Origin of the sequence: Novosphingobium sp. JCM 18896, assembly GCF_025938095.1 — a bacterium.
In the GTDB taxonomy this organism is placed as follows: domain Bacteria; phylum Pseudomonadota; class Alphaproteobacteria; order Sphingomonadales; family Sphingomonadaceae; genus Novosphingobium.
On the sequence record NZ_JAPCZF010000005.1, the window covers coordinates 165,877 to 190,775 of the forward strand.

22 protein-coding genes are annotated in these 24,899 nt (G+C 67.7%); 9 read left to right on the forward strand and 13 right to left on the reverse strand.

What is annotated here, in order from left to right; translation table 11 throughout:
* Positions 1-52: 52 nt before the first annotated feature.
* Both OLX23_RS18080 and OLX23_RS18085 read right to left on the reverse strand, forming a co-directional pair.
* Complete coding sequence (locus OLX23_RS18080) at positions 53-565, reverse strand: Rid family hydrolase (protein WP_264446432.1); 513 nt, start codon at positions 563-565, stop codon at positions 53-55.
* A 23-nt stretch (positions 566-588) separates the two neighbouring features.
* Entirely contained in the window at positions 589-1,740 is a 1,152-nt protein-coding gene (locus OLX23_RS18085) for an FAD-dependent oxidoreductase (RefSeq protein WP_264446434.1), read from the reverse strand.
* Positions 1,741-2,111: 371 nt separating this feature from the next.
* On the opposite strand from OLX23_RS18085, the gene OLX23_RS18090 reads away from it, so the two are divergent.
* From OLX23_RS18090 to OLX23_RS18120, 7 genes are all read left to right on the forward strand, one after another.
* The gene (locus OLX23_RS18090; RefSeq protein ID WP_264446435.1) at positions 2,112-4,775 is read left to right on the forward strand and encodes a TonB-dependent receptor plug domain-containing protein; all 2,664 of its coding nucleotides are present in this window, start codon (positions 2,112-2,114) and stop codon (positions 4,773-4,775) included.
* A gap of 65 nt (positions 4,776-4,840) precedes the next feature.
* On the forward strand, positions 4,841-5,344 hold the full coding sequence (locus OLX23_RS18095; RefSeq protein ID WP_264446436.1) for a Rid family hydrolase: 504 nt from the start codon (positions 4,841-4,843) through the stop codon (positions 5,342-5,344).
* 79 nt (positions 5,345-5,423) lie between these two features.
* A complete protein-coding gene (locus OLX23_RS18100) occupies positions 5,424-7,016 on the forward strand; it encodes a flavin monoamine oxidase family protein (RefSeq protein ID WP_264446437.1) in 1,593 nt (530 codons plus the stop codon).
* Complete coding sequence (locus tag OLX23_RS18105) at positions 7,013-7,444, forward strand: c-type cytochrome (RefSeq protein WP_264446438.1); 432 nt, start codon at positions 7,013-7,015, stop codon at positions 7,442-7,444. The genes OLX23_RS18100 and OLX23_RS18105 overlap by 4 nt, the downstream gene beginning before the upstream one ends.
* Before the next feature lie 137 nt (positions 7,445-7,581).
* Positions 7,582-7,971: a c-type cytochrome gene (locus OLX23_RS18110; protein WP_264446439.1), complete on the forward strand. Its 390-nt coding sequence runs from the start codon at positions 7,582-7,584 to the stop codon at positions 7,969-7,971.
* A gap of 5 nt (positions 7,972-7,976) precedes the next feature.
* The gene (locus tag OLX23_RS18115) at positions 7,977-9,038 is read left to right on the forward strand and encodes an efflux RND transporter periplasmic adaptor subunit (RefSeq protein ID WP_264446440.1); all 1,062 of its coding nucleotides are present in this window, start codon (positions 7,977-7,979) and stop codon (positions 9,036-9,038) included.
* A complete protein-coding gene (locus tag OLX23_RS18120) occupies positions 9,038-12,166 on the forward strand; it encodes an efflux RND transporter permease subunit (RefSeq protein ID WP_264446441.1) in 3,129 nt (1,042 codons plus the stop codon). The genes OLX23_RS18115 and OLX23_RS18120 overlap by 1 nt, the downstream gene beginning before the upstream one ends.
* Positions 12,167-12,282: 116 nt before the next feature.
* Here the strand turns inward: OLX23_RS18120 and OLX23_RS18125 are convergent, their stop codons facing one another.
* The 8 genes from OLX23_RS18125 to OLX23_RS18160 form a co-directional block, all read right to left on the reverse strand.
* Positions 12,283-12,609 carry a UrcA family protein gene (locus OLX23_RS18125; protein ID WP_264446442.1) on the reverse strand — a complete coding sequence of 109 codons (327 nt, stop codon included), beginning with the start codon at positions 12,607-12,609 and terminating at the stop codon, positions 12,283-12,285.
* 325 nt (positions 12,610-12,934) lie between these two features.
* Complete coding sequence (locus OLX23_RS18130; RefSeq protein ID WP_264446443.1) at positions 12,935-13,471, reverse strand: VOC family protein; 537 nt, start codon at positions 13,469-13,471, stop codon at positions 12,935-12,937.
* Between the two features lie 15 nt (positions 13,472-13,486).
* Positions 13,487-14,914, reverse strand: coding sequence for a 2-oxo acid dehydrogenase subunit E2 (locus tag OLX23_RS18135; RefSeq protein WP_264446444.1), 1,428 nt, complete (start codon positions 14,912-14,914; stop codon positions 13,487-13,489).
* Between the two features lie 14 nt (positions 14,915-14,928).
* Positions 14,929-15,942, reverse strand: coding sequence for an alpha-ketoacid dehydrogenase subunit beta (locus tag OLX23_RS18140; protein WP_264446445.1), 1,014 nt, complete (start codon positions 15,940-15,942; stop codon positions 14,929-14,931).
* A 10-nt stretch (positions 15,943-15,952) separates the two neighbouring features.
* Entirely contained in the window at positions 15,953-16,924 is a 972-nt protein-coding gene (locus OLX23_RS18145; protein ID WP_264446446.1) for a thiamine pyrophosphate-dependent dehydrogenase E1 component subunit alpha, read from the reverse strand.
* A 21-nt stretch (positions 16,925-16,945) separates the two neighbouring features.
* Positions 16,946-18,160, reverse strand: a complete 1,215-nt coding sequence (locus tag OLX23_RS18150; protein ID WP_264446447.1) for an acyl-CoA dehydrogenase family protein — start codon at positions 18,158-18,160, stop codon at positions 16,946-16,948.
* Entirely contained in the window at positions 18,160-19,305 is a 1,146-nt protein-coding gene (locus OLX23_RS18155) for a thiolase family protein (RefSeq protein ID WP_264446448.1), read from the reverse strand. Before OLX23_RS18155 ends, OLX23_RS18150 begins: the two co-directional genes overlap by 1 nt.
* A complete protein-coding gene (locus tag OLX23_RS18160) occupies positions 19,302-19,697 on the reverse strand; it encodes a Zn-ribbon domain-containing OB-fold protein (RefSeq protein ID WP_264446449.1) in 396 nt (131 codons plus the stop codon). Before OLX23_RS18160 ends, OLX23_RS18155 begins: the two co-directional genes overlap by 4 nt.
* A gap of 134 nt (positions 19,698-19,831) precedes the next feature.
* Between OLX23_RS18160 and OLX23_RS18165 the strand changes: the two genes are divergently transcribed.
* Entirely contained in the window at positions 19,832-21,457 is a 1,626-nt protein-coding gene (locus OLX23_RS18165) for a GMC family oxidoreductase (protein ID WP_264446450.1), read from the forward strand.
* 9 nt (positions 21,458-21,466) lie between these two features.
* On the opposite strand, the gene OLX23_RS18170 is transcribed toward OLX23_RS18165, so the two are convergent.
* Complete coding sequence (locus OLX23_RS18170; protein WP_264446451.1) at positions 21,467-21,628, reverse strand: hypothetical protein; 162 nt, start codon at positions 21,626-21,628, stop codon at positions 21,467-21,469.
* Between the two features lie 85 nt (positions 21,629-21,713).
* Positions 21,714-22,490 carry a helix-turn-helix transcriptional regulator gene (locus OLX23_RS18175; protein WP_264446452.1) on the reverse strand — a complete coding sequence of 259 codons (777 nt, stop codon included), beginning with the start codon at positions 22,488-22,490 and terminating at the stop codon, positions 21,714-21,716.
* Positions 22,491-22,635: 145 nt separating this feature from the next.
* On the opposite strand from OLX23_RS18175, the gene OLX23_RS18180 reads away from it, so the two are divergent.
* Positions 22,636-23,745, forward strand: a complete 1,110-nt coding sequence (locus OLX23_RS18180) for an acyl-CoA dehydrogenase family protein (protein WP_264446453.1) — start codon at positions 22,636-22,638, stop codon at positions 23,743-23,745.
* Positions 23,746-23,752: 7 nt separating this feature from the next.
* Here the strand turns inward: OLX23_RS18180 and OLX23_RS18185 are convergent, their stop codons facing one another.
* A complete protein-coding gene (locus tag OLX23_RS18185) occupies positions 23,753-24,772 on the reverse strand; it encodes a nucleoside hydrolase (RefSeq protein ID WP_264446454.1) in 1,020 nt (339 codons plus the stop codon).
* Positions 24,773-24,899: the final 127 nt, after the last annotated feature.

Here is a 24,899-nt window from a genome sequence, read left to right on the forward strand (position 1 = left end):
TGGAGATGGGCCCCCGCCTTCGCGGGGGTGACGAAGGTTCTTTGCAGCAGGTTCACCCCGCGCGCTTGGCGGCGATGGCCTCGATCTCGATCAGGTAGTGCGGGCCGACCAGCGCGGCCACCTGGAAGGTGGAACGTGCGACCGTGACCGGCGTCTCGGGCGTGCCGAAGAAGGCCTTGAAGCCCTCGTTCGCGCCGGCGAAGTCCATCTTGCCGGTGCGCGGATCGGGCGCGACGAACAGCGACAGCTTGACCGTGTCGGACAGCTTGTAGCCCTGCGATTCCAGGATCTGGCGGATCTTGCCGAGCGCGCTGATCGTCTGGGTCTTGGTGTCGCCCATGTCCTCGACGCTCTTGACCTCGGCCATCGGCTTGGCCGGATCGACGGGCGAGGCGAGCTGGCCCGAGACGAAGATCAGTTCGCTGTCGCCGCTGACCTTGGCGGCGTCGAGGATCACCGCCTGGGGATTGCTCTTGATCCGCGTCACCTGCGCCTGGGCGGCCGCGGGCAGCAGCGCGGCGGCGGCGAGGGGAAGGATCGCGGCGGACAGAAGCTTGAAGCGCATGGGTCTTCTCCTTGTGAGTGGGGTCAGAGCGCCGCGGTGGCGGTTCTCGGCCGGAAGGCGCGCGCGACGACGTCGATCGAGGCGCGCGCGGCCGCGTAGTCGGGTTCTTCGTTGGGATCGTTGAAGCCGAAGCTCTCGTCGGCGCCGAGCGCCTGGACGAGGATGCCGTCGCGCCGCGCCAGCAGTGAGACGTGGTCGTACTGGATGCCGTAGTCGACGCCCGTCTGCGGCAGCAGCCAGGCGATCTGGCCGCGCACGGGGATGACGCTCTCGTCCTTCATCAGCGCACGCGCGCCATAGCCCGTGCAGTTGACGATCACCTTCTCGCGGATCCGCGCGAAATCGGCGGGCGTCTTGAAGTCCATCGGCACGAAGCGCCCCCCGGCCAGCAGGAAGTCGCTTTCGAGCTGGTGGAACAGGTCGGCGACGTTGAACCGCATCGTCGAGGTGCGCCGCGCGAAGGAAATCGGGAAGGGGTGGCTGCCGCTGGCGAGATCGTCCTGCCGCGGCACGAGGTCGCTGACCCGGTCCTTGTAGTCGACGAAGCTGTCGCTGCCGCCGCCGGGCATGGCGATCACGGTCTTCGGCCGCTTCTCGAACGGCGTGTCCGACAGCGCGTATTGATCAACCCATTCGACCGGCGTGCCGGCTAGGCCGAGGAACGACTGGTGCACGGTGAAGGTGCGCCGGGTCATGCGTTCCCAGCGCGTAGCGAAGGCCTCGGTCGCGCCGCCTTCCATCGCCACGCGGCTGTAAGGGGACCAGGTGCCGGTGGCGCGCGCCGAGCGCACGTCGGGAAAGCGGTCCTTGGTGTAGATCGTGACCTTGAGGCCCATGCGCTGCGCCGTGATCGCGGTGGTCATGCCGATCGCACCGGCACCGACCACCGCGATTTCGCGCGCGCCGGTCTGCATCACCAGCGGCAAGGCCTCCATGGCCGAGCCCCACGACAGCGACCAGCCGCTGCCGCCGTGGCCATAGTGATGCAGCACGGTCTTACCCGCGATCGGCTCGATCTCCATCCGCGGACCCGCCGCGCGGAACGGGCGCAGGCAGACCGTGACGCGAAACATGCGGTCCGTCCGGGCCGCGACCGGCACCAGGGCCGGCGGCGGCGAGAACAGGGTCTGCGCCATCGCCGCCTGGCCGGATGCCGCCAGGCCGAGCGTGGTCATACCTGCATTCTTTAGAACGGTCCGCCGATCGACCATGCCTTTGCGCACTCCTGCGGCGCCCGCTCGCGGCCGCGGATGGCACGATTCGAGCGAGGTCCGGGTCGCTCACTCTAGGTATCGCTCCGAAATGGACCCTACGCAGATCGGCGTATGGGCAATCGGGGTGCTTTCGAGTGGATTGAAAGCTCAATCGGGTAGTCGTCACCTCGGGAGGGAGGCGTACTCGAGAGCAAAAGACAAACGCAGGCCGTCGTCCGATCATACTGGCGATCAGTACCGGACGATCGAACCTGTGAAACGACGGGAGAGATACGACAAAACATGGGGGTCAACCAATGTCGCGTATCTCTAAAGTTGCCATCGCTGTTCTTATGGGTTCCACGGCCCTGACTGTCAGTCAGGCGGCCTATGCACAAGCCGAGCCGATGGAGGTGCAGACTACCGACACCACCTCGGGCGCCGACGACATCATCGTCACCGGCACGCGCGAGGTCGGCACCAAGGCCGCCGATGCCGCCGCGCCGATCCAGCTGCTGAGCTCGGCCGCGCTCGAGAAGGTCGGTCAGCCGAACCTCAACCAGGCGCTGACCCAGATCGTGCCGTCGTTCACGGCGCAGACCCAGGGCACCGACATGGCGAGCTTCTCGCTGTCGGCCCGCCTGCGCGGCGTCAGCCCGAACCACACGCTGGTCATGGTCAACGGCAAGCGCCGCCACGGCAACTCGATCCTCCAGGTGATCAACGGCGCATTCGGCGGCTCGGCCGCACCGTCGATCGACCTGATCCCGCCCGACATCGTCCAGCGCATCGAAATCCTCCAGGACGGTGCCGCCGCGCAATATGGCTCGGACGCCATCGCCGGCGTCATCAACATCATCCTCAAGAGCCAGGATTCGGGCGTCACCGCCAAGGGCACCGTCGGCCAGTATTACGACAGCGAGGGCCTGCAATACGCGCTCAGCACCAATTTCGGCCTGCCCATCGGGGACTCCGGCTTCATCGACGTCAGCCTGTTCCACCGCTGGAACGACTTCACGACGATCGGCGACGGCCAGTTCCAGGCGGTCAACCTGACCGGCAACACCGTCACCAACGTCTCGGCCGCGTTCAAGCCGATCTACGACGCGCTCAACGCCCGCAAGGGTACGGCCGGCATCAACGGCGGCCAGCCGCGCTCGACCCTGAACGTCATGTTCGTCAATGCCGGCTATAATTTCGGCGACGTCGAGTTCTATGCCTTCGGCGACATCTCCCGCCGTCACGGCAAGGCGCTCCAGGGCTATCGCCAGCCGAACCGCGTCTGCGTCGACACCGCCAACCCCGCCACCTGTCTCCAGCGCACGGTCACCGACGGCATGGTGCCGTGGATCGAGGTTATCTCGAACGAGTTCTCGGCCACCGGCGGCTTCCGCGGCGAGGTCAGCGAGTGGAACTGGGATCTCGGCTTCACCTATGCCGAGGACAAGGCCAAGATCCTGACGACGCATTCGGCCAACGCGTCGATGTTCACCAACACCTTCAACAACGCTCGCAACGCCTATCTGGCGGCGAATCCGGGGGCGAGCGCGACCTCGGCTGCGGCGATCGCCGCGGGCCAGGCCGGTGCGATCACGCCTTCGGAGTTCTACGACGGCGAGTTCAAGTTCACCCAGTTCGTCGGCCAGCTCGACGTCCGCCGCGAGTTCGACGTCGGCTTCTCCGATCCGCTGACCTTCGCGGTCGGCGGCGAGTACCGCCGCGAGACCTACTCGATCGGCGCGGGCGACGATGCCTCGCGTTATTTCGAGGGTGGCCAGTCCTTCCCCGGCTATGCGCTCAGCGACGCCGGCAGCCTCAAGCGCGAGGCCGTGGCGATCTACGGCAACGTGATCTTCAAGCCGGTGCCCGAGTGGACCGTCGACATCGCCGGTCGCTTCGAGGACTATTCGGACTTCGGCAACACCGCGATCGGCAAGTTCACCACGCGCTACGACTTCAGCGATGCCTTCGCCATCCGCGGTACGGTCAGCACGGGCTTCCGCGCACCGTCGCTGCAGGAATCGGGCTATTCGGCGACCAACGTCGGCCCCACCAGCGCGACGATCCAGCTCGCACCGAGCTCGCCGGGTTCGGCCGCGGCCGGCTTCGGTGCGCTAAAGCCCGAAAAGTCGTTCAACCTGTCGGGCGGTGTCGTCTTCCGCCCGATCCCGCGCTTCGTCCTGACGCTCGACGGCTACTTCATCCGCATCAAGGATCGCATCGTGTCCTCGGGCTCGATCACCGGCCAGGACTCGCAGCCGTTCCCGACCCCGGGCATCCGCCGCACCAACATCATCAACGGCGTGACCGCCTACGAACTCGTGCAGAACGCGATCCGCGCCAGCGGCAAGGCGCTCGATCCCACGGTGCTTCAGTCGGGCTCGCTGTCGATCCAGACCTTCACCAACGGCATCGATACCGAGACCTGGGGCCTCGAACTGTCGGCGCGCTATCCGGTCGAGACCAGCTTCGGCAAGCTCGACCTGTCGCTGGGCGCCAACTACAACAAGACCAAGGTCACCAACAGCCGCCTGGGCGCGCTGTTCAACCTGTCGTCGCGGGCGATCATCGAGAAGTCGAGCCCCGACTTCAAGACCGTGCTCGGCGCGCTGTTCACCAGCGGCAACTTCTCGGCCAACGCCCGCGCGACCTATTACAGCAAGACCGTCCAGCTCGTGACGCCGAACTCGTTCTCGACCACGGTGCGGCCGATCACCGGCGACGGTACGCCGGGCTACTACGAAGGCGTCGTCAAGCCCGCGGTCATCGTCGATCTCGAACTCGGCTACGATCTGACCAAGTTCCTCAACCTCTCGGTCGGCGCGAACAACCTGTTCAACAAGAAGCCCGAGGTCCCGGCGCTGGTGGCCGACTACAACGCGTCGACGGCGGGCTGGCTGCTCGCGGGCCGTTCGCCCTACGTCAACGGCTCGGGCACGATCAACGCGCCCTATACCCACGGTCCCTACGGCACCAACGGCGGCTACTACTACGCGCGCCTCACGCTCGATTTCTGACCAAGGCCGGGCAGGCGCGAACTGCGTGCCTGCCCGGTACCCATCCTAGTTTCCGGGAGAAGATCATGCGAAATTCCAAGAGCCTCGTCGTCTGCCTCGCTGCCGCCTGCGCGCTGACGGCCGGCGCGGCCGAGGCCGCCCCGGCCAAGGCGCCGCTCGTGGTCGAGCGCACGGGAATGCCGACCGGCGTCATCGCCAGCACTGCGACCGTGCCCGACGGCATGAAGACGGTCTATATCTCGGGCACGACCCCGTCGCCGCCCGATCCCGCCAAGCCCGAAGAACTCGGCGACACGCGCGCGCAGACGCTGTCGATCCTCACCAAGATGAAGGCCACGCTCGAGGGCATGGGCATGTCGATGGGCGACATCGTCAAGATGACCGTGTTCCTCGTCGCGCCGACGCCGGGCGGGAAGATGGACTCGGCGGCGATGAACGACGTGTTCAAGACCTTCTTCGGCACGCCCGAACAGCCCAACAAGCCGACGCGCTCGACGATCCAGATCGCCGCGCTCGGCCGGCCGACGATGTACGTCGAAATCGAGGCGATCGCCGCCAAGGCTCCCTGACCTTCTCAGACATGACGAGACCACCCCGGGAGAAAGGGGCCTGAAAGGTACTGGATAACAACAAAGGGTACCGCGCAAGATGATGTCCGACCTGACGCCCCCGACCCGCCGCGAACTGCTGTCCATGATCGGCAAGATCGGCGGCGGCGTGGCCATGTACCAGGCGATGACCGCACTGGGGCACGCGGCCGAGACGCAGTTCGTCGGCCCGCCCAAGCTCGGCGGCGCGCGCCCGGGTTCGACCGTGCTGGTGCTGGGCGCGGGCCTTGCCGGCATGGTCGCGGCCTATGAGCTGACCAAGGCCGGCTACAAGGTCCAGGTGCTCGAATATCAGGATCGACCCGGCGGGCGGAACTATTCGGTGCGCGGCGGCGACAAGATCGTCGAGGTCGGTGGGGTGACGCAGACGGTCGGCTTCGCGCCCGGCAACTATCTCAATCCGGGCCCCTGGCGGATCCCGCACCACCATCGCTCGCTGCTGCACTACTGCAAGCTGTTCGGGGTCGAGCTCGAGCCGTTCATCCAGAACAACCACAACGTCTTCGTCCACAAGGCCAACGCGTTCGGCGGCAAGCCGCAGCGCTACAAGGAGCTGGCGGTCGACTTCAAGGGTCACGTCTCCGAACTGCTGGGCAAGTCGTTGAGCGCCGGCGCGCTCGACGCCAAGGTGTCGAAGGAGGACAAGGAAAAGCTGATCGAGGCTTTGCGCGAATGGGGCGCGCTCGACGGCAACCTGTCCTACGCCAGCTCGCTGACCGTATCGAGCCAGCGCGGCTACGACCAGGCGCCCGGCGGTGGCGTCAACGGCGCGCCGACGCCGTCCAAGCTCAATGGCCTGTCCGACGTGCTCTCGTCGGGCGTGTGGACGCAGATGGCGTTCTATTTCAACTACGTGATGCAGACGACCATGTTCCAGCCGAAGGGTGGCATGGATATGATCGGCAAGGGCTTCTACCGCGAAGTCGGCAAGATGGTGCGCCTGAACACCAAGGTCACCAAGCTGGCCCAGGACGACAAGGGCGTCACTGCGAGCTGGCAGGACCTCAAGACCGGCCAGATGGGCGAGAGCAAGGCCGACTGGTGCGTCTGCACGATCCCGCTGCCCGTGCTTTCCCAGCTCGATCTGCAGGTCGGCCCGAAGATGAAGGCGGCGATCAAGGCCGTGCCCTATGCCAACCAGGTCAAAATCGGGCTCGAGATGAAGAGCCGGTTCTGGGAAGAGAACTATTCGATCTACGGCGGTCACAGCTTCACCGACCAGGCGATCGGGCTGATCTCCTATCCCAACAACAACATGTTCAAGGATGGCCCGGCCGTGCTGCTCGGCGCTTTCGCCAGCGGTGCCGGTGCCTATCAGCTCGCCGGCATGACGCCCGAGCAGCGGATCGAGGCGGCGCTGGCGCAGGGATCGGTGTTCCACCCGGCCGAATATCGCCGCGAATTCCTCAACGGTGCGTCGGTGCCTTGGCCGCGCATGCCCTGGATCCTCGGCTGCACCTCGCGCTGGAGCGACGCCTCGCGCGCCGAGCACTATCAGAACCTCGTCGCCTTCGACGGCCGCATCGCGCTCGCGGGCGAACATGCCTCCTATTACGGCGGCTGGATGGAGGGCTCGCTGCTCTCGGGGCTCGATGCGATCGAGCGGCTCCACCAGAAAGCCATGGCGACATGACGTGGCGCCGTGCGCCGCTCGCCGGCGCGGCCTTGCTCTTCGCCGCGAGCTTTTCTGCAAGCGCCCAGGACGGGCCGGGCGGCGGGCAGACCAGCGTCGCAGTCGCGGACGAGGGCAAGCAGATCTACGAGCAGATCTGCCAGGCCTGCCACATGGCCGATGCCAAGGGCGGCGGCGGGGCCGGGGCGATGATCCCGGCGCTGGCGAACAATCCGCGCATGGCCGATCCCGCCTATCCGACGATCATCGTGCTCAAGGGCCGCGGCGGCATGCCCTGGTTCACCGACATGCTCAGCGAAGCGCAGATGGCGGCGGTGATCACTTACGTGCGCAGCCACTTCAACGCCTACCCCGAGCCGGTGACCGAAGCCTTCGTCAAGAAACTGGCGGCGGCTTCGCCCCCGGTACCTGACGGACCCGGTACCTGACTGGCCCGGTACCTGACTGGCCCGGTACCTGACTGGCAATGCCCGCCATAGATGATCGGAGACTACCCCGGTCCGGGAAACCACGGCACCGATGAAGACGTGCGAGTTCAACAATGCAGAACGGGTGGTAAGTGACGATGAAAATGCGATTTGCCGGAGCTTTCGGCATGCTCGTGGCCGCGGGCTGCGCCACGGTTTCGCTGGCGGCGGGACCGGCCGGTGATCCGGTCAAGGGCAAGACCGTCTTCGCGCGCTGCATGGCGTGCCACAAGATCGATGCCAGCAACACCTCGGGGCTCGGCCCCAATCTCAACCGCGTCGTCGGCCGTCGTGCCGGCAGCTATCCGGGCTTCCGCTATTCGCCGGCGATGACGGCATCGGGGCGGGTGTGGAACGAGGCCACGCTCGACGCCTACCTGACCGCGCCCGCGCGCAACATGCCGGGCAATCGCATGGTCTTCCCCGGACTGGCCAATCCGGTCGATCGCCAGAACCTGATCGCCTACATCAAGTCCGCCGCGAAGTAGTCTTCATGGCGCGTGGCCTGCCCTTGTTCGTCTGCCTCGGCGCGGCGGTGCTGACCTCTGCCTGCGGCAAGGCCGAGGGTGAGCGCAAGAAGCCGCCACCGCCGCTGGTGGTGGCGGTCGGGGCCGTGCGTCACCGTTTCGTCGACGTGATCGAAGCGGTGGGCACGGCGCGCGCCAACGAACAGGTGACGATCGCCTCGCCGGTGACCGAACGGCTCGAGCGCGTGCTGTTCGACGATGGCATGGCGGTGGGCCGCGGCCAGCTCCTCGCCGTGCTGTCGCAGGGCCAGGAGGACGCGCAGCTGCGCGGTGCGGTCGCCACCGAGACCCAGGCGGGCCAGCAATACGATCGCATCAAGAACCTCTACGATCGCGGTTTCGCCACACGCGCGCAGCTCGATCAGCAGGTGGCACTGACCGAAGGCGCGCGCGCCAGCGCGGCTTCGGCGCGTGCGGCGATCGGCGATCGTATGATCCGCGCGCCTTTCGCGGGCTATGTCAGCCTGCGCACGATCTCGGCCGGCATGGTCGTGACCACGGGCACGCCGCTGGTCACGGTCAGCGACCTGTCACGGATCAAGCTCGATTTCACCGTGCCCGAGACCAAGCTCCAGGCGCTGCGCGTCGGCCAGCCGATCGAGGCGCTGGCCGCAGCCTTTCCCGAGGCGCCTTTCGCGGGCACGATCACCTCGATCGATCCGGTGATCGACCCGTCGAGCCGCGCCGTGCTGGTGCGCGCGACGCTGCCCAATCCCGGCGCGCGGATCAAACCCGGCATGCTGATGACCGTGCGCGTCCAGGCGGCCGAGCGCGATGCCGACGCCGTGCCCGAGCTCGCGGTCACCGGCCGCGGCGACGCGCGCTTCGTCTATCTGGTCACCCCCGAGAAGAAGGCCAGGCAGGTGCCGGTGAAGACCGGGCTGCGCGACGGCGGGCTGATCGAGGTTTCCGGTCTGCCCGCGGGTGCGCGTGTGGTCGGCGACGGGGTGATCAAGGTCGCCGACGGCATGACCGTGCGTGTCCGCGGCGACAAGCCGCGCGTGCCCAAGACCGCCTCGGCCGACTGATGGTCCTGTCCGACCTCTCGATCCGCCGGCCGGTGGTCGCGACGGTCCTGTCGCTGTTGCTGACGATCGCCGGACTGGTCGGCTTCCTGCAGCTGTCGGTGCGCGAATATCCCGATACCGATCCGCCCGTGGTCTCGGTGCAGACGGTCTATACCGGCGCCAGCGCCGCGGTGGTCGAGAACCGCATCACCCAGCCGCTCGAGGACCAGCTCGCCGGGGTTGAGGGGATCGAGACGATCACCTCGCAGTCGAGCGACGGCCGCTCTGACATCACCATCGAATTCCGCCCGGGCCGCGACATCGACGCCGCCGCCAACGACGTGCGCGATCGTGTCTCGCGCGGCGCCTCGGACCGGCCCGAAGACGCGCTTCCGCCCGAGGTGCGCAAGGTCGATGCCGATGCGCAGCCGATCATGTTCTTCTTCGTCACCGCGCCGAACTGGGACCCGATCAAGCTCGGCGAATATGTCGACCGCGTCGTGGTCGACCGGCTCTCGACGCTCGACGGCGTCGCCCAGGTCACGGCCAACGGCCTCGCGCGGCCGTCGATGCGCGTCTGGCTCGATCCGGGCAAGCTCGCCGCCTATCGCCTGACCCCGCGCGACGTCGAGAACGCCTTGCGCAGCCAGAACGTCGAACTGCCCGCGGGCCGTATCGAGGCGGTCGAGCAGAACGTCTCGCTCAAGGTCAACCGCAACTTCACCACGCCGGCCGACTTCGCCGGCTTGATCATCGGCCGCGGTCCCGACGGCTACCTCGTGCGCCTGGGCGACGTCGCGCGGATCGAGGAGGGGGCGGAGAACCCCTATTCGGTGTTCCGCTACAACGGCGTGCCCGGCGTCGGGCTCGGCGTGGTCCGCCAGTCGGGCGCGAACACGCTCGAGGTCGCGCAGGCGGCCAAGGCGATGATGCGCGACATGGAGCGCGAACTGCCGCCGGGCGTGCAGATCAAGATCGGCTCGGACTCGTCGCTGTTCATCGAGGAGGCGATCGGCGGCGTCTGGCAGACCCTGATCGAGGCGGCGGTGCTCGTCACCGTCGTGATCTTCCTGTTCCTCGGATCCTGGCGCGCGACGCTGATCCCGGCGATCACCGTGCCGATCTGCCTGCTCGCGACCTTCGCCGTGCTCTGGATCTTCGGCTATTCGATCAACCTGCTGACCCTGCTGGCGCTGGTGCTCGCGATCGGCCTTGTCGTCGACGATGCGATCGTCGTGCTCGAGAATGTCCACCACCGCATCGAGGCGGGCGAACCGCCCTTGCTCGCCGCCTTCAACGGTGCGCGCGAGGTCGGCTTCGCGGTGATCGTGACCACCCTCGTGGTCTGCGCGGTCTTCGTGCCGGTGATGTTCCTCGCGGGCCAGACGGGCCTGCTGTTCCGCGAACTGGCCGTGGCGATGATCGCGGCGGTCGGCATCTCGGGCTTCCTCGCGCTGACGCTGTCGCCGATGCTCTGTTCGAAGCTGCTCAAGCCGAGCGAGCGCAGCGGACTGTCGGCGCGGATCGAGCATGTGCTCGACCGCGTGACCGATCTCTACGCGCGTTCGCTGGAACTGCGGCTGCGCCGCTGGGTGCCGGTCGCGGCGATCACCGTGGTGCTGCTGGCGACCGGCGGCTGGATGTTCACCCGCGTCGACAGCGAGCTGGTCCCGGCCGAGGACACCGGCGTGATCGACGTGCGCCTGACCGCGCCCGAGGGCACGAGCTACGCCCAGCTCGATCGCGGCGTGAACGAGGCCGAGCGGGTGGTGATCCCGATGGTCGGCGCGGGCGGCATCCGCGGCATGAACGCGCGCGTGCCCGGCGGCGGCTTCGTCACCGAGGACTTCAACCAGGCGAGCATGATCGTCTTCCTCGAACACTGGAACCAGCGCCAGGTGACCTCGCAGGCGATGGCGCAGCAGGTCAACCGCAAGCTGAGCGGCGTCGCCGCGCTGCGCGGCAATGCCGTGGTGCGCAGCTCGCTAGGCCGCGGGCGCGGGCAGCCGATTGGCTTCGTCCTCTCGGGCACGACCTACGAAGGCCTGGCCCAGGCGCGCGACCGCATGCTCGAAGCCGCGCGCGACTATCCGGGGATCGTCAATCTCGATGCCGACTATGTCGAGTCCAAGCCGCAGCTGCTGATCGACGTCGATCGCCAGCGCGCCGGCGATCTCGGCATCTCGGTCGACGACGTATCGCAGGCGCTGCAGACCTTGATGGGCTCGCGCCGCGTCTCGACCTATGTCCGCGACGGCGAGGAATACCGCGTCATCGTCCAGGCCGACGGGATCAATCGCGATACCGAGAACCGCCTGGCCTCGGTCAACGTCCGCGCGCGCAATGGCGAACTCGTGCCGCTGTCGAACCTCGTCCGCCTGCACGAGAGCGCCACCGCGCGCCAGCTCGGCCGCTTCAACAAGATGCGCGCGATCACGCTCCAGGGCGGGCTCGCGCCGGGCCAGTCGCTGGGCAATGCACTGACTTTCCTGGAGGCCGAGGCGCGCAATTCGCCCGAGGTCACCGCGATCGGCTATCGCGGCGACAGCCTGGCCTTCAAGCAGACCGGCGGCTCGATCTGGGTGGTCTTCGCGATCACCGTGCTGATCATCTACCTGCTGCTGGCCGCGCAGTTCGAGAGCTTCATCCACCCCGCGGTGATCGTCTCGGCCGTGCCGCTGGCCGTGGCGGGCGGGCTCGTCGGCCTCTGGGCGGCGGGGATGACGATCAACCTGTTCAGCCAGATCGGCATGGTCATGCTCGTCGGCCTGGCCGCCAAGAACGGCATCCTCATCGTCGAATATGCCAACCAGCTGCGCGACGCCGGCGCCTCGATCGACGAGGCGATCCGCGAGGCTTCGGCCCGGCGCCTGCGGCCGATCCTGATGACCTCGCTGGCGACCGTCGCCGGCGCGGTGCCGCTGGCGATCGCTCATGGTGCAGGGGCCGGCGCGCGCTCGGCGATCGGCGTGGTCATCGTCTTCGGCGTGACGATCGCCACGGCGGTCACGCTCTACATCGTGCCGCTGCTCTATCGCTGGCTGGCGCCCTACACCTCGTCGCCGCAGACGATCAGCCGGCTGCTGCGCAAGCTGCGCGGCGAGACCCGCGCGCGCGCCGCCAGTGCCAGCGCCGTGCCGGCCGAATGATCCCGCACGCGCCGCGCACAAACGAAAACGCCGAAGCGCGCGGGCGCTCCGACGTCGTTCGTTCGATCCCTCATGAGCGCCATCCAGCCGATGGCGCCTATCGGATCTGCGCGATCTTACAGTCCGGTGTTCGAACCGAAGCGGGTCTGCGTCGCCCGGGCAGCGATCTGCTGCATCGTGGGCTGGACGTTCGCCGCCATCTCGCGCCGGCACTTGTAGTCGGGCGAGAGGTCCGCGCCGACCCGGTCGCCCGGGTTGCAGGCGGCAGCGATCGCCTTGTCGATGCGGCCCTGGAGCTTGGCCACGCCGTCGGGCGAGGTCAGGTCGAGGTCTGCCGACGAGACGTTGATCGAGACTTGCTCACGCGCCTTGGGGGCATCGGCCATGACGGCCGAGGACGCGAGCAGGGTAGCGGCCGCGATGGCGGCGCCAAGGTACTTCATACTACTCTCCTGCGAGCTATGTGTTCTTGATGATGTCTTGTGCTTTTGGGTTTGCGTCAGGCTTATAGTCGGGATTTGACTCGACCTGCCTGTCAAGCGTTCTCGATTGCGCTCGGCCCGTGCTTAGTCAGAGTGCACTGCACCAACAAGCGCTAATTCATGCTGCACCGCAGAAATCAGCCGTTTTTTGGATCAAAAACGCACTTTTTGTCGCTCATCGATCGTCTAATTTGGCATTGCCGGATGTTGGGTTGATGTAAATAAACGGCAATATTTAGAAGATCGTATGAACTATTCATTGAATAGGTAATACCGCGCAGTCGATTCAACCCACCACGCGCAGCGGGTCTCGGCCGTCCCAATCCTTCGCCGCGTCCTTCATCATCTGGAACAGCCCCTCGGAGCCTTCCATCGGCTGGAGCAGCTCGATGACGTGGCCCGGGCCGCCGCCGGCATCGACGTAGATCACTTCGCCGGTGTCGCCGACCTTGCCCTCGACCAGGATCTCGGCGCCCACCGCGGCGCAGGCGGCGCGTGCCTCGGCGATCGATTTCACGAAGATGCAGACGTGGTGCATCTGGTCCTTCACCGCATATTCGCCCGAGTAGATCGACGGGGCGTCGTTCTCGGCGCGGATCAGCTCGATCTGGATGTCGCCCCAATAGCCGATGGCGATCGAGAACAAGGCGTCGCTGGGCTGGCCGCGGTACTTCATCTCGCCGAGCTGGACGTTTTCGAGCAGGAAGAACGGGCCGACGCCGACGACCTCGGTCCAGTACTTGAGCGTCGCGTCGAAATCGGACGGCAGGTAGGCGATCTGGATGATCTCGCCGAGCGCCTTCAGTGGGCCGGGTGCGGTCATTGTGGAGTTTCCCTTTTAGACGAAGAGCTGTTCGGGCTCTTCGATCAGGCCCTTGAGTGTCGCGAGGAACTGCGCGCCGGCGGCGCCGTCGATCGCGCGGTGGTCGACCGACAGGGTCAGCGCGATCCGGCTCTCGAAGGCGAAGTCGCCGCCGGGCAGTTCGACCGGCTGGCGCGTCACCGCGCCCACGGCGAGGATCGCCGCCTGCGGCGGGTTGATGATCGCGTCGAATTCCTCGACCCCCATCATGCCGAGGTTCGAGACCGAGAAGGTGCCGCCGTCCATGTCGTCCATCGACAGCCGGCCGGCCGCGGCCTTGTCGATCAGGCGGCGCGTCTCGCCGGCGAGCTGGTCGATGCGCAGCCGATCGGCCTGGCGGACGATCGGCGTGACCAGGCCCTTGGGGCTGGCGACGGCAATCGCCACGTCGGCATGGGGGAAGCGGTGGATCGTCTCGCCATGGACCTGGACGTTGACCTCGGGGTGGCGGACCAGCGCCAGGGCCGAAGCCTTGACCAGATAGTCGTTGATCGAGGCCTTGCAGCCGAGCACGAGATTGGCGGTCTTGCGCAAGGCGATCAGCGCATCGGCCGCGGCGGTGACCCTCAGGTAGAAGTGCGGGATCTGCTGCTTGGCCTCGGTCAGCCGCCTGGCCACGACCTTGCGCACGCCGTCGAAGGGAACGATCTGCGGGCGGTTGTCGACCGGCACGAAGGGTGCCGCAGCGCCGCCCGCGGCGGGTGACGGCACCAGCGCCAGCACGTCGCCCTTGGAGATGCGGCCGCGCGCGCCGGTGCCCTTTACGCCCGCCAGATCGACGCCATGCAAGGCGGCGAGCCGACGGGCGAGGGGGGAAGCGAAAACGGCGCTTCCGTGGGGGGCTTCGTCGGGCAGCAGCGCCGTGCCGCGCAGCGCGGGCCGCGCCTCGGGGCGAAGCGCCTGCTGGACGTCCTGATAGGTGATACGGCCGCCGCGCCCCGAGCCTTCGATCGTCGAAAGATCGGCGCCTTCCATTTCGGCGAGCTTGAGCGCCTCGGGGCTGATCGGGCGGTTGGTGACGATCTTGACGGGTTCGGCGCGTGCCGGAGCGAGCGCGGGCGAAGGCGTGGGTGTCGGTGCGCCGGCCTTGGCCGCGACCGCGGTGTCGGCGGGGCGGAAGCCGGCGACGAAGGCGTCGATCTCGTCCTCGCTGGCGCCGGCCTCGGCGAAGACCGCGAGGAGGGCACCGACCGGCTGCGCCTCGCCGCCGGCGGGCACCAGCACGCGGCGCACGACGGCGTCGTATTCGGCCTCGACCTCGTTGGTGATCTTGGCGGTTTCGATCAGGCACAAGGTCTGGCCGCGCTTGAAGGCGTCACCTTGCGCGACCTGCCATTCGGCAAGCACGCCTTCGGTCATCTCGATGCCCCACTTGGGCATGCAGAAGGGGCGGATGTCGGCCATGGCCCGGTCCTCCCTCAGCGCCAGGCCAGGAGCTTGCGCACCGCGGCCTCGATCTTGTCCGCAGAGGGCAGGTAGGCGCTTTCGAGCTCGCGGGCGAAGGGCACGGGCGTGTGCGGCGGGGTCACCGCCTGCGGCGGCGCCTTGAGGCTGGCGAAGGCCTTGTTGGCGACCAGCGCGCAGATGTCGGTGGCGAGGCTGCAGCGCGGCGGTGCCTCGTCGACCACCACGAGGCGGCCGGTGACTTCGACCGAGTCCAGGATCGCTTCCTCGTCGAGCGGGCTGGTGCTCCTGAGGTCGATCACGTCGCAGCCGATCCCTTCGGCGGCGAGCTTGTCGGCGACCTGTTCGCAGAAGCCGAGCAGCAGGCCGGAGGACACGATCGTCACGTCCTCACCCGCGCGGGAGAGGCGCGCGTGGCCGAAGGGGATGACGAAGTCGGGATCGTCGGGCACTTCGCCGGTGACGCCGTAGAGCGCCTTGTGCTCGAGGAAGATCACCGGATCGTCGTCGCGGATCGCCGCGCGCAGCAGGCCCTTCACGTCGGCCGGGGTCGAGGGCATGACCACCTTGAGGCCGGGCATGCCGGTCAGCATCTGGTGGACCGACTGGCTGTGCTGGGCGGCGGCGTTGTAGCCCGCGCCATAGGCCATGCGGATCACCGCCGGGCACCGGGTCTTGCCGCCGAACATGTAGCGGAACTTGCCCATCTGGTTCCAGATCTGGTCGAGGCTGACGCCGATGAAATCGGCGAACATCAGCTCGGCGATCGGCCGCTTGCCCGCGAGCGCGAGGCCCGAGGCGGCGCCGATGATCGCGCTTTCGGAGATCGGCGTGTCGATCACGCGGTCCTTGCCGAACTTGCCGTAGAGCCCGGTCGAGGTCGACCAGATCCCGCCGATCGCCTCGGGGCCGCCGGCCGTGCCCATGCCGCCGACGACGTCCTCGCCGAGCACGACGACGTTGGCATCGCGTTCCATTTCCTCGGCGATCGTCGAGACGACGGCATCGCGGTACATCATTTTGGCCATGTCGAAGTCCTCAGTACGCGATGTAGACGTCGGCGAGGACGTCGTCGGCGGTCGGGCGCGGGGCGGCGCGGGCGGCCTGGACAGCGGCTTCGATCGCTTGCATCACTTCGGCATCGATCGCGTCGAGATCGCCGCCGTCGAGCAGCTTGGCCGCGGTCACGCTCTCGCGGAACTTGGTCAGGCAGTCGCGCGTGGCGCGCAGGCGGTCGACCTCGCCGGGGCCGCGATAGCGTTGCGGATCGCCCTCGAAGTGGCCGAAGAAGCGCTCGGTATCGAACTCGACCGCGGCCGGGCCTTGGCCCGCGCGGACGTGGTCGAGCACCTCGCGCATCGTGTCGTGGACCGCGAAGAAGTCGGTGCCGTCGGCGCGCCAGACCTTCATGCCGAAGGCCTCGGCGCGGCTGGCGATATCCTGCTGCGTGCCGACCGCATAGTCGACGCCGGTGTGCTCCGAATAGTGGTTGTTCTCGAAGACGAAGATCGCTGGGGCCTGGGTGACCACGGCCATGTTCATCGCCTCGAAGGTCGTGCCCTGGTTGCAGGCGCCGTCGCCCGAGAAGGCGATCGAAACCTTACCCTGGCCGTCGAGCTTGGCCGCCAGCGCCGCGCCCACCGCGATCGGTGCACCGCCGCCGACGATGCCGTTGGCGCCGAGCATGCCCTGGTCGACGTCGGCGATGTGCATCGACCCGCCCTTGCCCTTGCACAGGCCTTCGCGGCTGCCCCAGATCTCCTTCATCATGCCGTCGAGATCGCAGCCCTTGGCCAGGCAGTGGCCGTGGCCGCGGTGGGTCGAGACGATCTTGTCCGCAGTGTCGAGGTGCTCGCAGACGCCCACCGCCACGGCTTCCTGGCCGCAATAGAGGTGGGTGAAGCCGGCGATCTCGCCGGTCTGGATCTCGGTGTGCAGGCGCTCCTCGAATTCGCGGATCACCTTCATCTGGCGGTAGGCGCGCAGCAGCGCCTCGCGGCTCAATTGCATTTCAGGCTCCCGATCATTCTTTTACCCGCCAAGCCCGAGCACGGACCGCGCGATGATGTTGGCCTGGACCTCGTTGGTTCCCCCGAAGATCGTCCAGGCACGGCTGTTGAGATAGCGCGGCGCGGCGAGTTGCGCATCGCGCGAATGGACCGGCTCGGGCGCGTTGTCGCCATAGAGCGGGCGCGCCAGTTCGAGCTGCAGTCCCGCCGGGCCATAGAGGTCGACCGCGAGTAGATCGATCTCCTGGCGCAGGTTCGAGGCGAGCAGCTTGGCCAGCGAGGTCTGGGGCCCCGGCTTGCGGCCCTGGGCCAGCTCGGAAATGATCTTGAGCTCGATCATCTCCAGCGCCTGGACGCCGAGCCGGGCCCGCGCGGCGCGGCGCTGCCAATGCGTGTCCTGGGCCATCGTGCCGCCGCGGCCGTCGCTTTCGCCGGTCGCTGCCTTGGTCAGCTGGTCGAGGTCGTAGATCAGCTTGGGCGCGTGGCAAGATCCGCCGCGCTCGTTCTCGAGCAGGAACTTGGCGATCGTCCAACCCTGGCCTTCGTCGCCGACGAGGTCCTGCGCGGGCACGACCACGTCCTCCAGGAAGACCTGGTTGACCTCGTGGTCGCCCGCGACGGTCAGGATTGGGCGCACCGAGATGCCCGGTTGGTTCATGTCGATCAGCAGGAACGATATGCCCGCCTGCTTCTTCGCGCTGGCATCGGTGCGCACCAGGCAGAACATGCGGTTGGCGTGGTGCGCGTGGGTGGTCCACATCTTCGACCCGTTGAGCACGTATTGCTGGCCGTCCCACACCGCGCGGCATTGCAGCGAGGCGAGGTCCGAGCCGCTACCGGGCTCGGAAAAGCCCTGGCACCAGTAGTCCTCGCCGCTGAGGATGCGCGGCAGGTAGAAGGCCTTCTGCGCCTCGGTGCCGAAGGTCCAGATCACCGGCGCGACCAGCTTGAGGCCGAGCACGGTCAGGTTCGGTGCGCCGGCGAGCGCGCATTCCTTTTCGAAGATATAGCGGCGCAGCGGCGACCAGCCGGTGCCGCCATGCGCCTCGGGCCACTGGTAGCCGAGCCAGCCCTTGTCGTTGAGCACGGCGTTCCAGGCCTGGCCGATCTCGGGCTCGACGAAGACCGTGGGCGAGGCGGCGGCGCCGGCGCGGACGGGCTCGGGCAGGTGCGCGGCCAGGAAGGTGCGCACCTCGTCGCGGAACGCTGCATCTTCGGGGGGAAGGTCGATATCCATCAGCGTTCCAGGATCGTCACGGCGGATACGCCGGGGGCGCCATAGACATGGCTGTAGGCGGTCTTGGGATCACCCGGTACCTGCCGACCGGCCCCGTCACCGCGCAGTTGCACGACGTTTTCGTAGACCTGGCGCAGGCCCGAGGCGCCGATCGGCTCGCCGCAGGCAAGGCAGCCGCCGTCGGTGTTGACCGGCAGCGCGCCGCCGATCTCGGTGCGGCCCTCGGCCAGCCAGGCTTCCTGCTCGCCATCGCGGCAGAAGCCGTTCTCGGCCAGGTGCATGATCTCGGCGCCGGCCTCGGTATCCTGGAGCTGCGCGACCGCGATGTCCTCGGGACCGATGCCGGCGAGGCGGAAGGCGTCGGCCGAGGCGATGTTCGTCGCCGAGCCGCCGCGTTCGACGTCGATCGACGGCGCGAAGACCTCGAACGAGCCCGGCGGGCGCGTGCGCATCGCCGCGGCCTTGAGCCGGATCAGCGGCTTGCCCAATTCGCGTGCCTTCTTCTCGCTGGCGAGGATCAGCGCGACGCCGCCCTCGGCGGGCGAGCAGAACATGAACTTGGTATAGGGATCGCTGACCAAGGGCGCGTCGAGGATCGTCTGCAGGTCGACCGGTTCGCGCCGCCAGGCATGCGGAGCCTGCGAACCGTTGCGGAAGGCCTTCTCGGCGACACGGCCCAGCGTGGTCTGCGAGATGCCGTGCTCGTGCATGTAGCGCGTGATCTTGGCCGCGAAGAACTGCGTGGTGATCATGTAGCCGGCTTCGCCGTACCAGTCGGGCAGGTTGTATTCGCTGGGCAGCGCGTTGAAGGCGCCGCGTGGGTGCTTGTCGAAGCCGACCGCGAGGCCGAGGTCGAACTGGCCCGACTGGATCGCCATCGAGGCCGAGGCCAGCGACGATCCGCCCGCGGCGCAGCCGTTCCTGACGTTGATGAACTGGATGCCGGTTAGCCCCAGGCGATCGACCATCGTGTCGGGATTGCCCGCCGCGTCCGAGCCGCCATAGGCGAACTGGATTGCCGGCCAGTCGATGCCGGCGTCGCCCAGCGCCTGTCGCACGGCGAAGACGCCTTGTTCGAGCCCTGACAGGCCATCGGTGCGGCCGAAGGGGTGGATGCCGATGCCGACGATGCAGACGTCGCTCATGCCGCGCCTCCGGTCGGTTGGAATGCGTGGGTCAGAACCGGCTCGGCGGCCTCGGGATCGAGCACGATCTGCGTCAGCTCGAGCGGCATGCCGATGCGGATCTCGTCGAGCGCGACGTTCGTCAGCCGCGCCTCGACGATCGTCTCGCCGGCCAGCTCGACATAGGCGACGGCCCAGGGCGCGAAGGCTTCGGGGCCGGCATAAGGCGGCGACTTGGGGCGATAGCGCTGGACGGTGTAGGACCACAGCGTGCCTTCGCGGCGCAGCGGGTGCGGTTCGAAGTCGGCGCCCTCGGGGCAGGGGAAGACGATCCGGCCGGTCTCGCGGTTGCGTCCGCCGATCAGCCGTGGTGGCGTCTCGTCGGTGAACAGGCCTTCGGCGATAGCGCGCATCGTTCTCCCACCCCGGTACGATTTGGTCCGGATGGGTATTGTGTAGGCCCGGCGGGCGGGCCTTTCCGACTCACCAAAACGCTAGGGTAGCCTTTGTGCCAGTCCGTGCGAGGTCATGCCTCGGGAGACGGACAATGGCGGAAAGCTGGGACTACATCATCGTCGGCGCGGGTTCGGCCGGCTGCGTCATGGCCGAGCGGCTGAGCGCCGACGGCCGGTCGCGCGTGCTCGTGCTCGAAGCCGGGGGCGAGAACGATTCGTTCTGGGTGACCCTGCCCAAGGGCGTTGCCAAGCTCGTCCAGAAGCGCGAGCACATGTGGACCTATCCGGTCAGCCAGCCGCGCGAAGAGGGCGGCCCCCTCGGCGAGATCTGGATCCGCGGCAAGGGGCTGGGCGGTTCGTCATCGATCAACGGCATGATCTGGAGCCGCGGCGAGCCCGAGGACTACGATGCCTGGGAGCGCGAATCCGGCGCCACCGGCTGGAACGGCGACACGATGACCGCGGCCTTCCTCGCGCTCGAGGATCACGCCGCCGGGCCGAGCCTGATGCGCGGGGTCGGCGGCCTCGTCCATGTCGATCCGGCGATCTACACCTATCCGCTGGCCGATCGCATGATCGAGGCCGGCGAGGCGCTGGGCATGCAGCATGTCGACGATCTCAACGGCAGCACCGGGCCGCGCGTCGGCCTGTTCAGCCACAACATCCGCAAGGGCAAGCGCGAGTCCGCCGCGCGCACCTATCTCGCCGCCGCGCGCAAGCGGGCGAATGTGCAAGTGGTCACCGGCGCCCTGGCCGAGCGCGTGGTCTTCGAGGGGCGGCGCGCGGTCGCGGTCGAGGCCACGGTCAATGGCCAGCCGCGCTGGTTCGACTGTTCGGGCGAGATCGTGGTGTCGGGCGGGGCGATGGAAAGCCCGTTGCTGCTCCAGCGCTCGGGCGTCGGCCACGCCGACCGGCTGCGCGCGGCCGGCGTCGAAGTGGTGGCCCATTCGCCCGACGTCGGCGAGCGGATGATCGAGCACCTGTCGCTGTCGATGCCTTATCGGCTCGAGAAGGGGCGGGGCACCAACAAGAGCTTCTTCGGGATCGGCGCGGCGCTGGCCATGGCGCGCTATCTGCTGCGCCACGACGGCATCATGGCGACCGGGCCGTTCGAGGTGGGCGCCTTCTGCAATGTCGCCCATCCCGACGGGCGGACGGACACCCAGCTCTATCTCGGCGGCTACACCTTCCAGGTCGGCGACGACAACGATCCGGTCCCGCTCGACAAGATCGATCCGCGCCCCGGCGTGACGATCTATGGCCAGTTGCTGCGGCTGACGAGCGAGGGTTCCTTGCGGATCACCGGACCCACGGCCGGCGCCGCGCCCGAGATCCTGCCCAACTGGCTGTCGACCGAGCACGATCGCAAGTCGGCCGTCGCGCTGATGCGGCTGATGCGCGCCTATATGGCCGCGCCGCCACTCGGGCAGATGGTCGGCGCCGAGATGGTGCCGGGGCCGTCGGTGCAGTCCGACGAAGAGCTCCTGGCGGCTTTCCGCAAGCTCTCGTCTTGTGGACTCCACGCGATCCGTTCGTGCCGCATGGGCGATGACGCCGAGGCCGTGGTCGATCCGCGCTTGCGCGTGAACGGTGTCGAGGGGCTGCGCGTGGCCGACTGTTCGGTGATCCCCGGGCACGTCACGGGCAATACCAATGCCCCGGCCATGGCCGTCGGCCTGCGCGGGGCGGGGCTGATGCTGGAGGACCGTCGGCGTTGACGGCCGGCCTCAGTTCGGCCGCGTGATCCGGATGCGGACCTTGTGCATGGGAACCCCCGCCGCGGTTGCGACCAGCGCCCGCGCCAGGTCCATCGCCTGATAGATCGACGCCGAGACCTCAGCCTGTTCGGGCCTCTGCGATCGGCTCTGCTCTGCACGCGACAATGACATCGACGGGCTCCTTGGAGAGCCATCGCCGCTAGGGACTATCTTGCCCAGCCGCAATTGGACATTGGTCGTAGCGGCGAACCGCCGCTTAGCGCGTGTTCAGCGAGATGTAGCCGAGCTGCGCCGCCTTGAAGACGGTCTGGCTGCGGTTGACCGCGTTGAGCTTGGTCGCGGCGTTGTGGATGTGGAAGCGCACCGTCGCGCGGCTGCGCGAGATGATCATGCTGATCTCGAGGTCGGTCTTGCCGATCGCCGCCCAGCGCAGGCATTCGACCTCGCGCTTCGACAGCCGCGATTCCGCTGGCAACGCCTGGGCCGAGCCCATGACCTGGACATAGGTCGAGATGAAGGTGCGCGCGTAGAGTCCGAGCGCGTCGCCATAGGCGATGAAGTCCTCGGTCAGATCGGTCTTGTCGCGTTCGAGCGGGTTGAAGCTGACCGCGCCGATCTGGCCGAAGGGCAGGTGCACGGGCACGCCGATCGCGGCCCAGGTCAGCGCGCGTTGCTCGAAGTTGGTGAGGTCGATCGCGTCGAGATAGGCGTTGGGCTGGCGCGTGCGGAAACCCTCGGCGTTGACCCAGAACGGCTGGCTCTCGAAGCGGCAGGCCGTGGTCAGCGGCGAATCGAGCGCGATGCGCGAATTGCGCCACCAGACGCGGTCGTCGTCGTTCCAGCCGAACACTTCGGGGGCGAGGAGATTGCCGTCGGAATCGACCGGCGTGCGCTTGTCGGCGATGTCGTGGGCGGGGGCGGCGCGCATGCCGCAGGACATCGCGATCGCGTGCAGCGCTTCGGCCGCACGCCGTATGTCCTCGGGTCCCGAGACCCGGACCGCATCGATGTTGGCCTGCGACAGCAGCGACATGTTTCTCTTCTCCCCGCGCGAGCCGTTGTACACCGGAAACCCGCGACGCAAACCGGGAAATGGCCGTTTCCACCCTAACCTTTTGCTCAGCGGGGCCGGCGCGCCGATGATGGTACATCCGTCCCGAAAGACAGGGAGCGGACGGGTGAATTTCGATCTCAGCGAAGACGAGGAAATGGTGAAGGCGCTGGCCGAGCGTTTCGTCGTCGACCATTACGACATCGAGAGCCGGCGCCGCTTCCTCGCCGAGCCGCAGGGCTTCTCCGCGGCCAACTGGGCGCTGCTCGGCGACCTCGGGTTGATCGCCGCGCTGTTCGATGCCGAGGCCGGGGGGCTCGATCTCGATGCCACCGGCATTGCCACCCTGTTCGAGGCGCTCGGCCGCGGCCTGGTGGTCGAGCCATTGATCGAGAACGCATTGCTCGCCGGCCGACTTTTCGCTGCGACCGCGCCCGAGCCGCTGCGTGGCGATTGGCTGCCCGATCTCGTCTCGGGCCGGCGCCGGATCGCGCTCGCGCATGGCGAGGCGGGCGGCCGCGATGCCAGCGGCTGGGTCGAGACGCGCGCCGATGCCGCGGGCGCGCTCAGCGGCGAGAAGGCCTATGTTCCGGCCGCGGGCGGGGCTGACGGCTTCGTCGTCTCGGCGCGGTTCTCCGGCGCGCCGGGTGATGCCGAGGGCGTCGGCCTGTTCTTCGTCGCCGCCGATGCGCCGGGCCTGACGATCCGGCCCTGGCGCATGGCCGACGGCTCGGTCGCCGCCTCATTGCGGTTCGATGGTGTGGCAGGTCTGCGTCTGGACGGCGGTCTCGCCGAGATCGCCGCGGCCGAGGAACTCGCGAGCCTGGCGCGCGCGGCCGAGGCGCTCGGCATCATGGAAAGCCTGCTCGCCGAAACGCTCGAGTACCTGCGCACGCGCGAGCAGTTCGGCGCGCGCCTCGCTTCGTTCCAGGCGCTCCAGCATCGCATGGTCGCGCATTATGCCGCGACCGAACAGGCGCGCGGCCTGCTGAACCTGGCGATGGTGTCCTGGGGGCAGCCCACCTTCGCCAGCGCGGTGCTCGGCCTGCGCGCTTTCGTTTCCGAGGTCTCGGTCGCGCTCGGCCACGACATGATCCAGTTCCACGGCGGCATGGGCGTCACCGACGAACTGTCGATCGGTCACGGCCACAAGCGCCTGCTGGTGCTCTCGCGCTGGCCCGACGGGCCAGATGCCGCGCTCGACCGTTTCGCGGGCGTCGGGGCCGGTTCGCTCTAGCGGCGGATCACGCCCGGTCGGGGAAGTTCACGCGCATCTTGGCGAAGAAGTCGTTGAGCATCAGGCGGCTGTCGATCGACTTGTAGATGCGGATCTTGCGCCCTTCGCTTCGCGGCGCAAAGGTGCCATCCGGATTGAGCCGCGGCGCGATGACCTCGTCGTGGAGGTTCGAGCCGGTGCGTTCGTAGCGAAACGGCCGGTAGCTGCTGGGTCCCCAATCGCCCAGGGCGATGAGCGAGACCAGCGGGTTGTCGCCCAGGGTCCAGGTCTCGCCCATGTTGAGCACCTTGCGGAATCGGTTCGGAGCGTCGACCACCTTGTCGTAGAGCCACTTGCCGATTGCGCCGTGCGGGGCGACGAAGGCCTGCAGTTCGGTCGCCGAGACGACCGTCGTCGCGTAGGCGGCACGCGGGATCTGCCAGATCCGCAGCGCGGTATCGTTGTAGAGATACTGCGCGGCCAGGGGATCGATGTTGAAATTGGTCTCGCCCGTGCCGCCGCTCGGGAAGGCGTCACCGCCGATCCAGACGAGCGTCAGGCGGTCGGCGATTTTGGGCTCGATCAGAAGCGCGCTGGCCACTTCGGTGAGGCCTCCGCCTACCGCAACAAAGAGCGGCAGGTCGGTATCGGTGCGCATCGCTTCGTCGATGATCGCCTTGGTCCCGGGCGAAGCAACGGCCGACTTGGCGGCGGCCATCTTCCCCGCCGCGCCGGTGTGCACGGGAACCCGGCCCGTGAGTGCCATGAGACCGAGAATTTCCCTGGCGAAGTCGGCGGACTTTTCGGCGGTTTCACCGGGGCGACCCGTGCCCGTGCCGACGATGCCGCGCAGGTCTACCGAGCGCGAGAGCAGCATGTGCACGGTCGCGAAGAACCCATCGAGATCGCCGCTGAGATCGTTGACGTAGATGACACGCGAGCGCGGACCGGCGATGGGGGAGAACGCCTGGGCCAGGGCTGGCGAGACGGGAAATGCACCCAGAGCCGCGGCCGCTCCTGCCATGCGCATTGCCGATCGACGATCCATTCCACCACTCCTCTGAATTTGGCCTTACCAATTCCAAAGATGGCCTGATTTGGCAAGGCCGATAAGGGCGTGCCAAAGAGCAACATCGGTCGAGCACAGGATGGTCGTCGGCGCGAAGAGGGGGCGT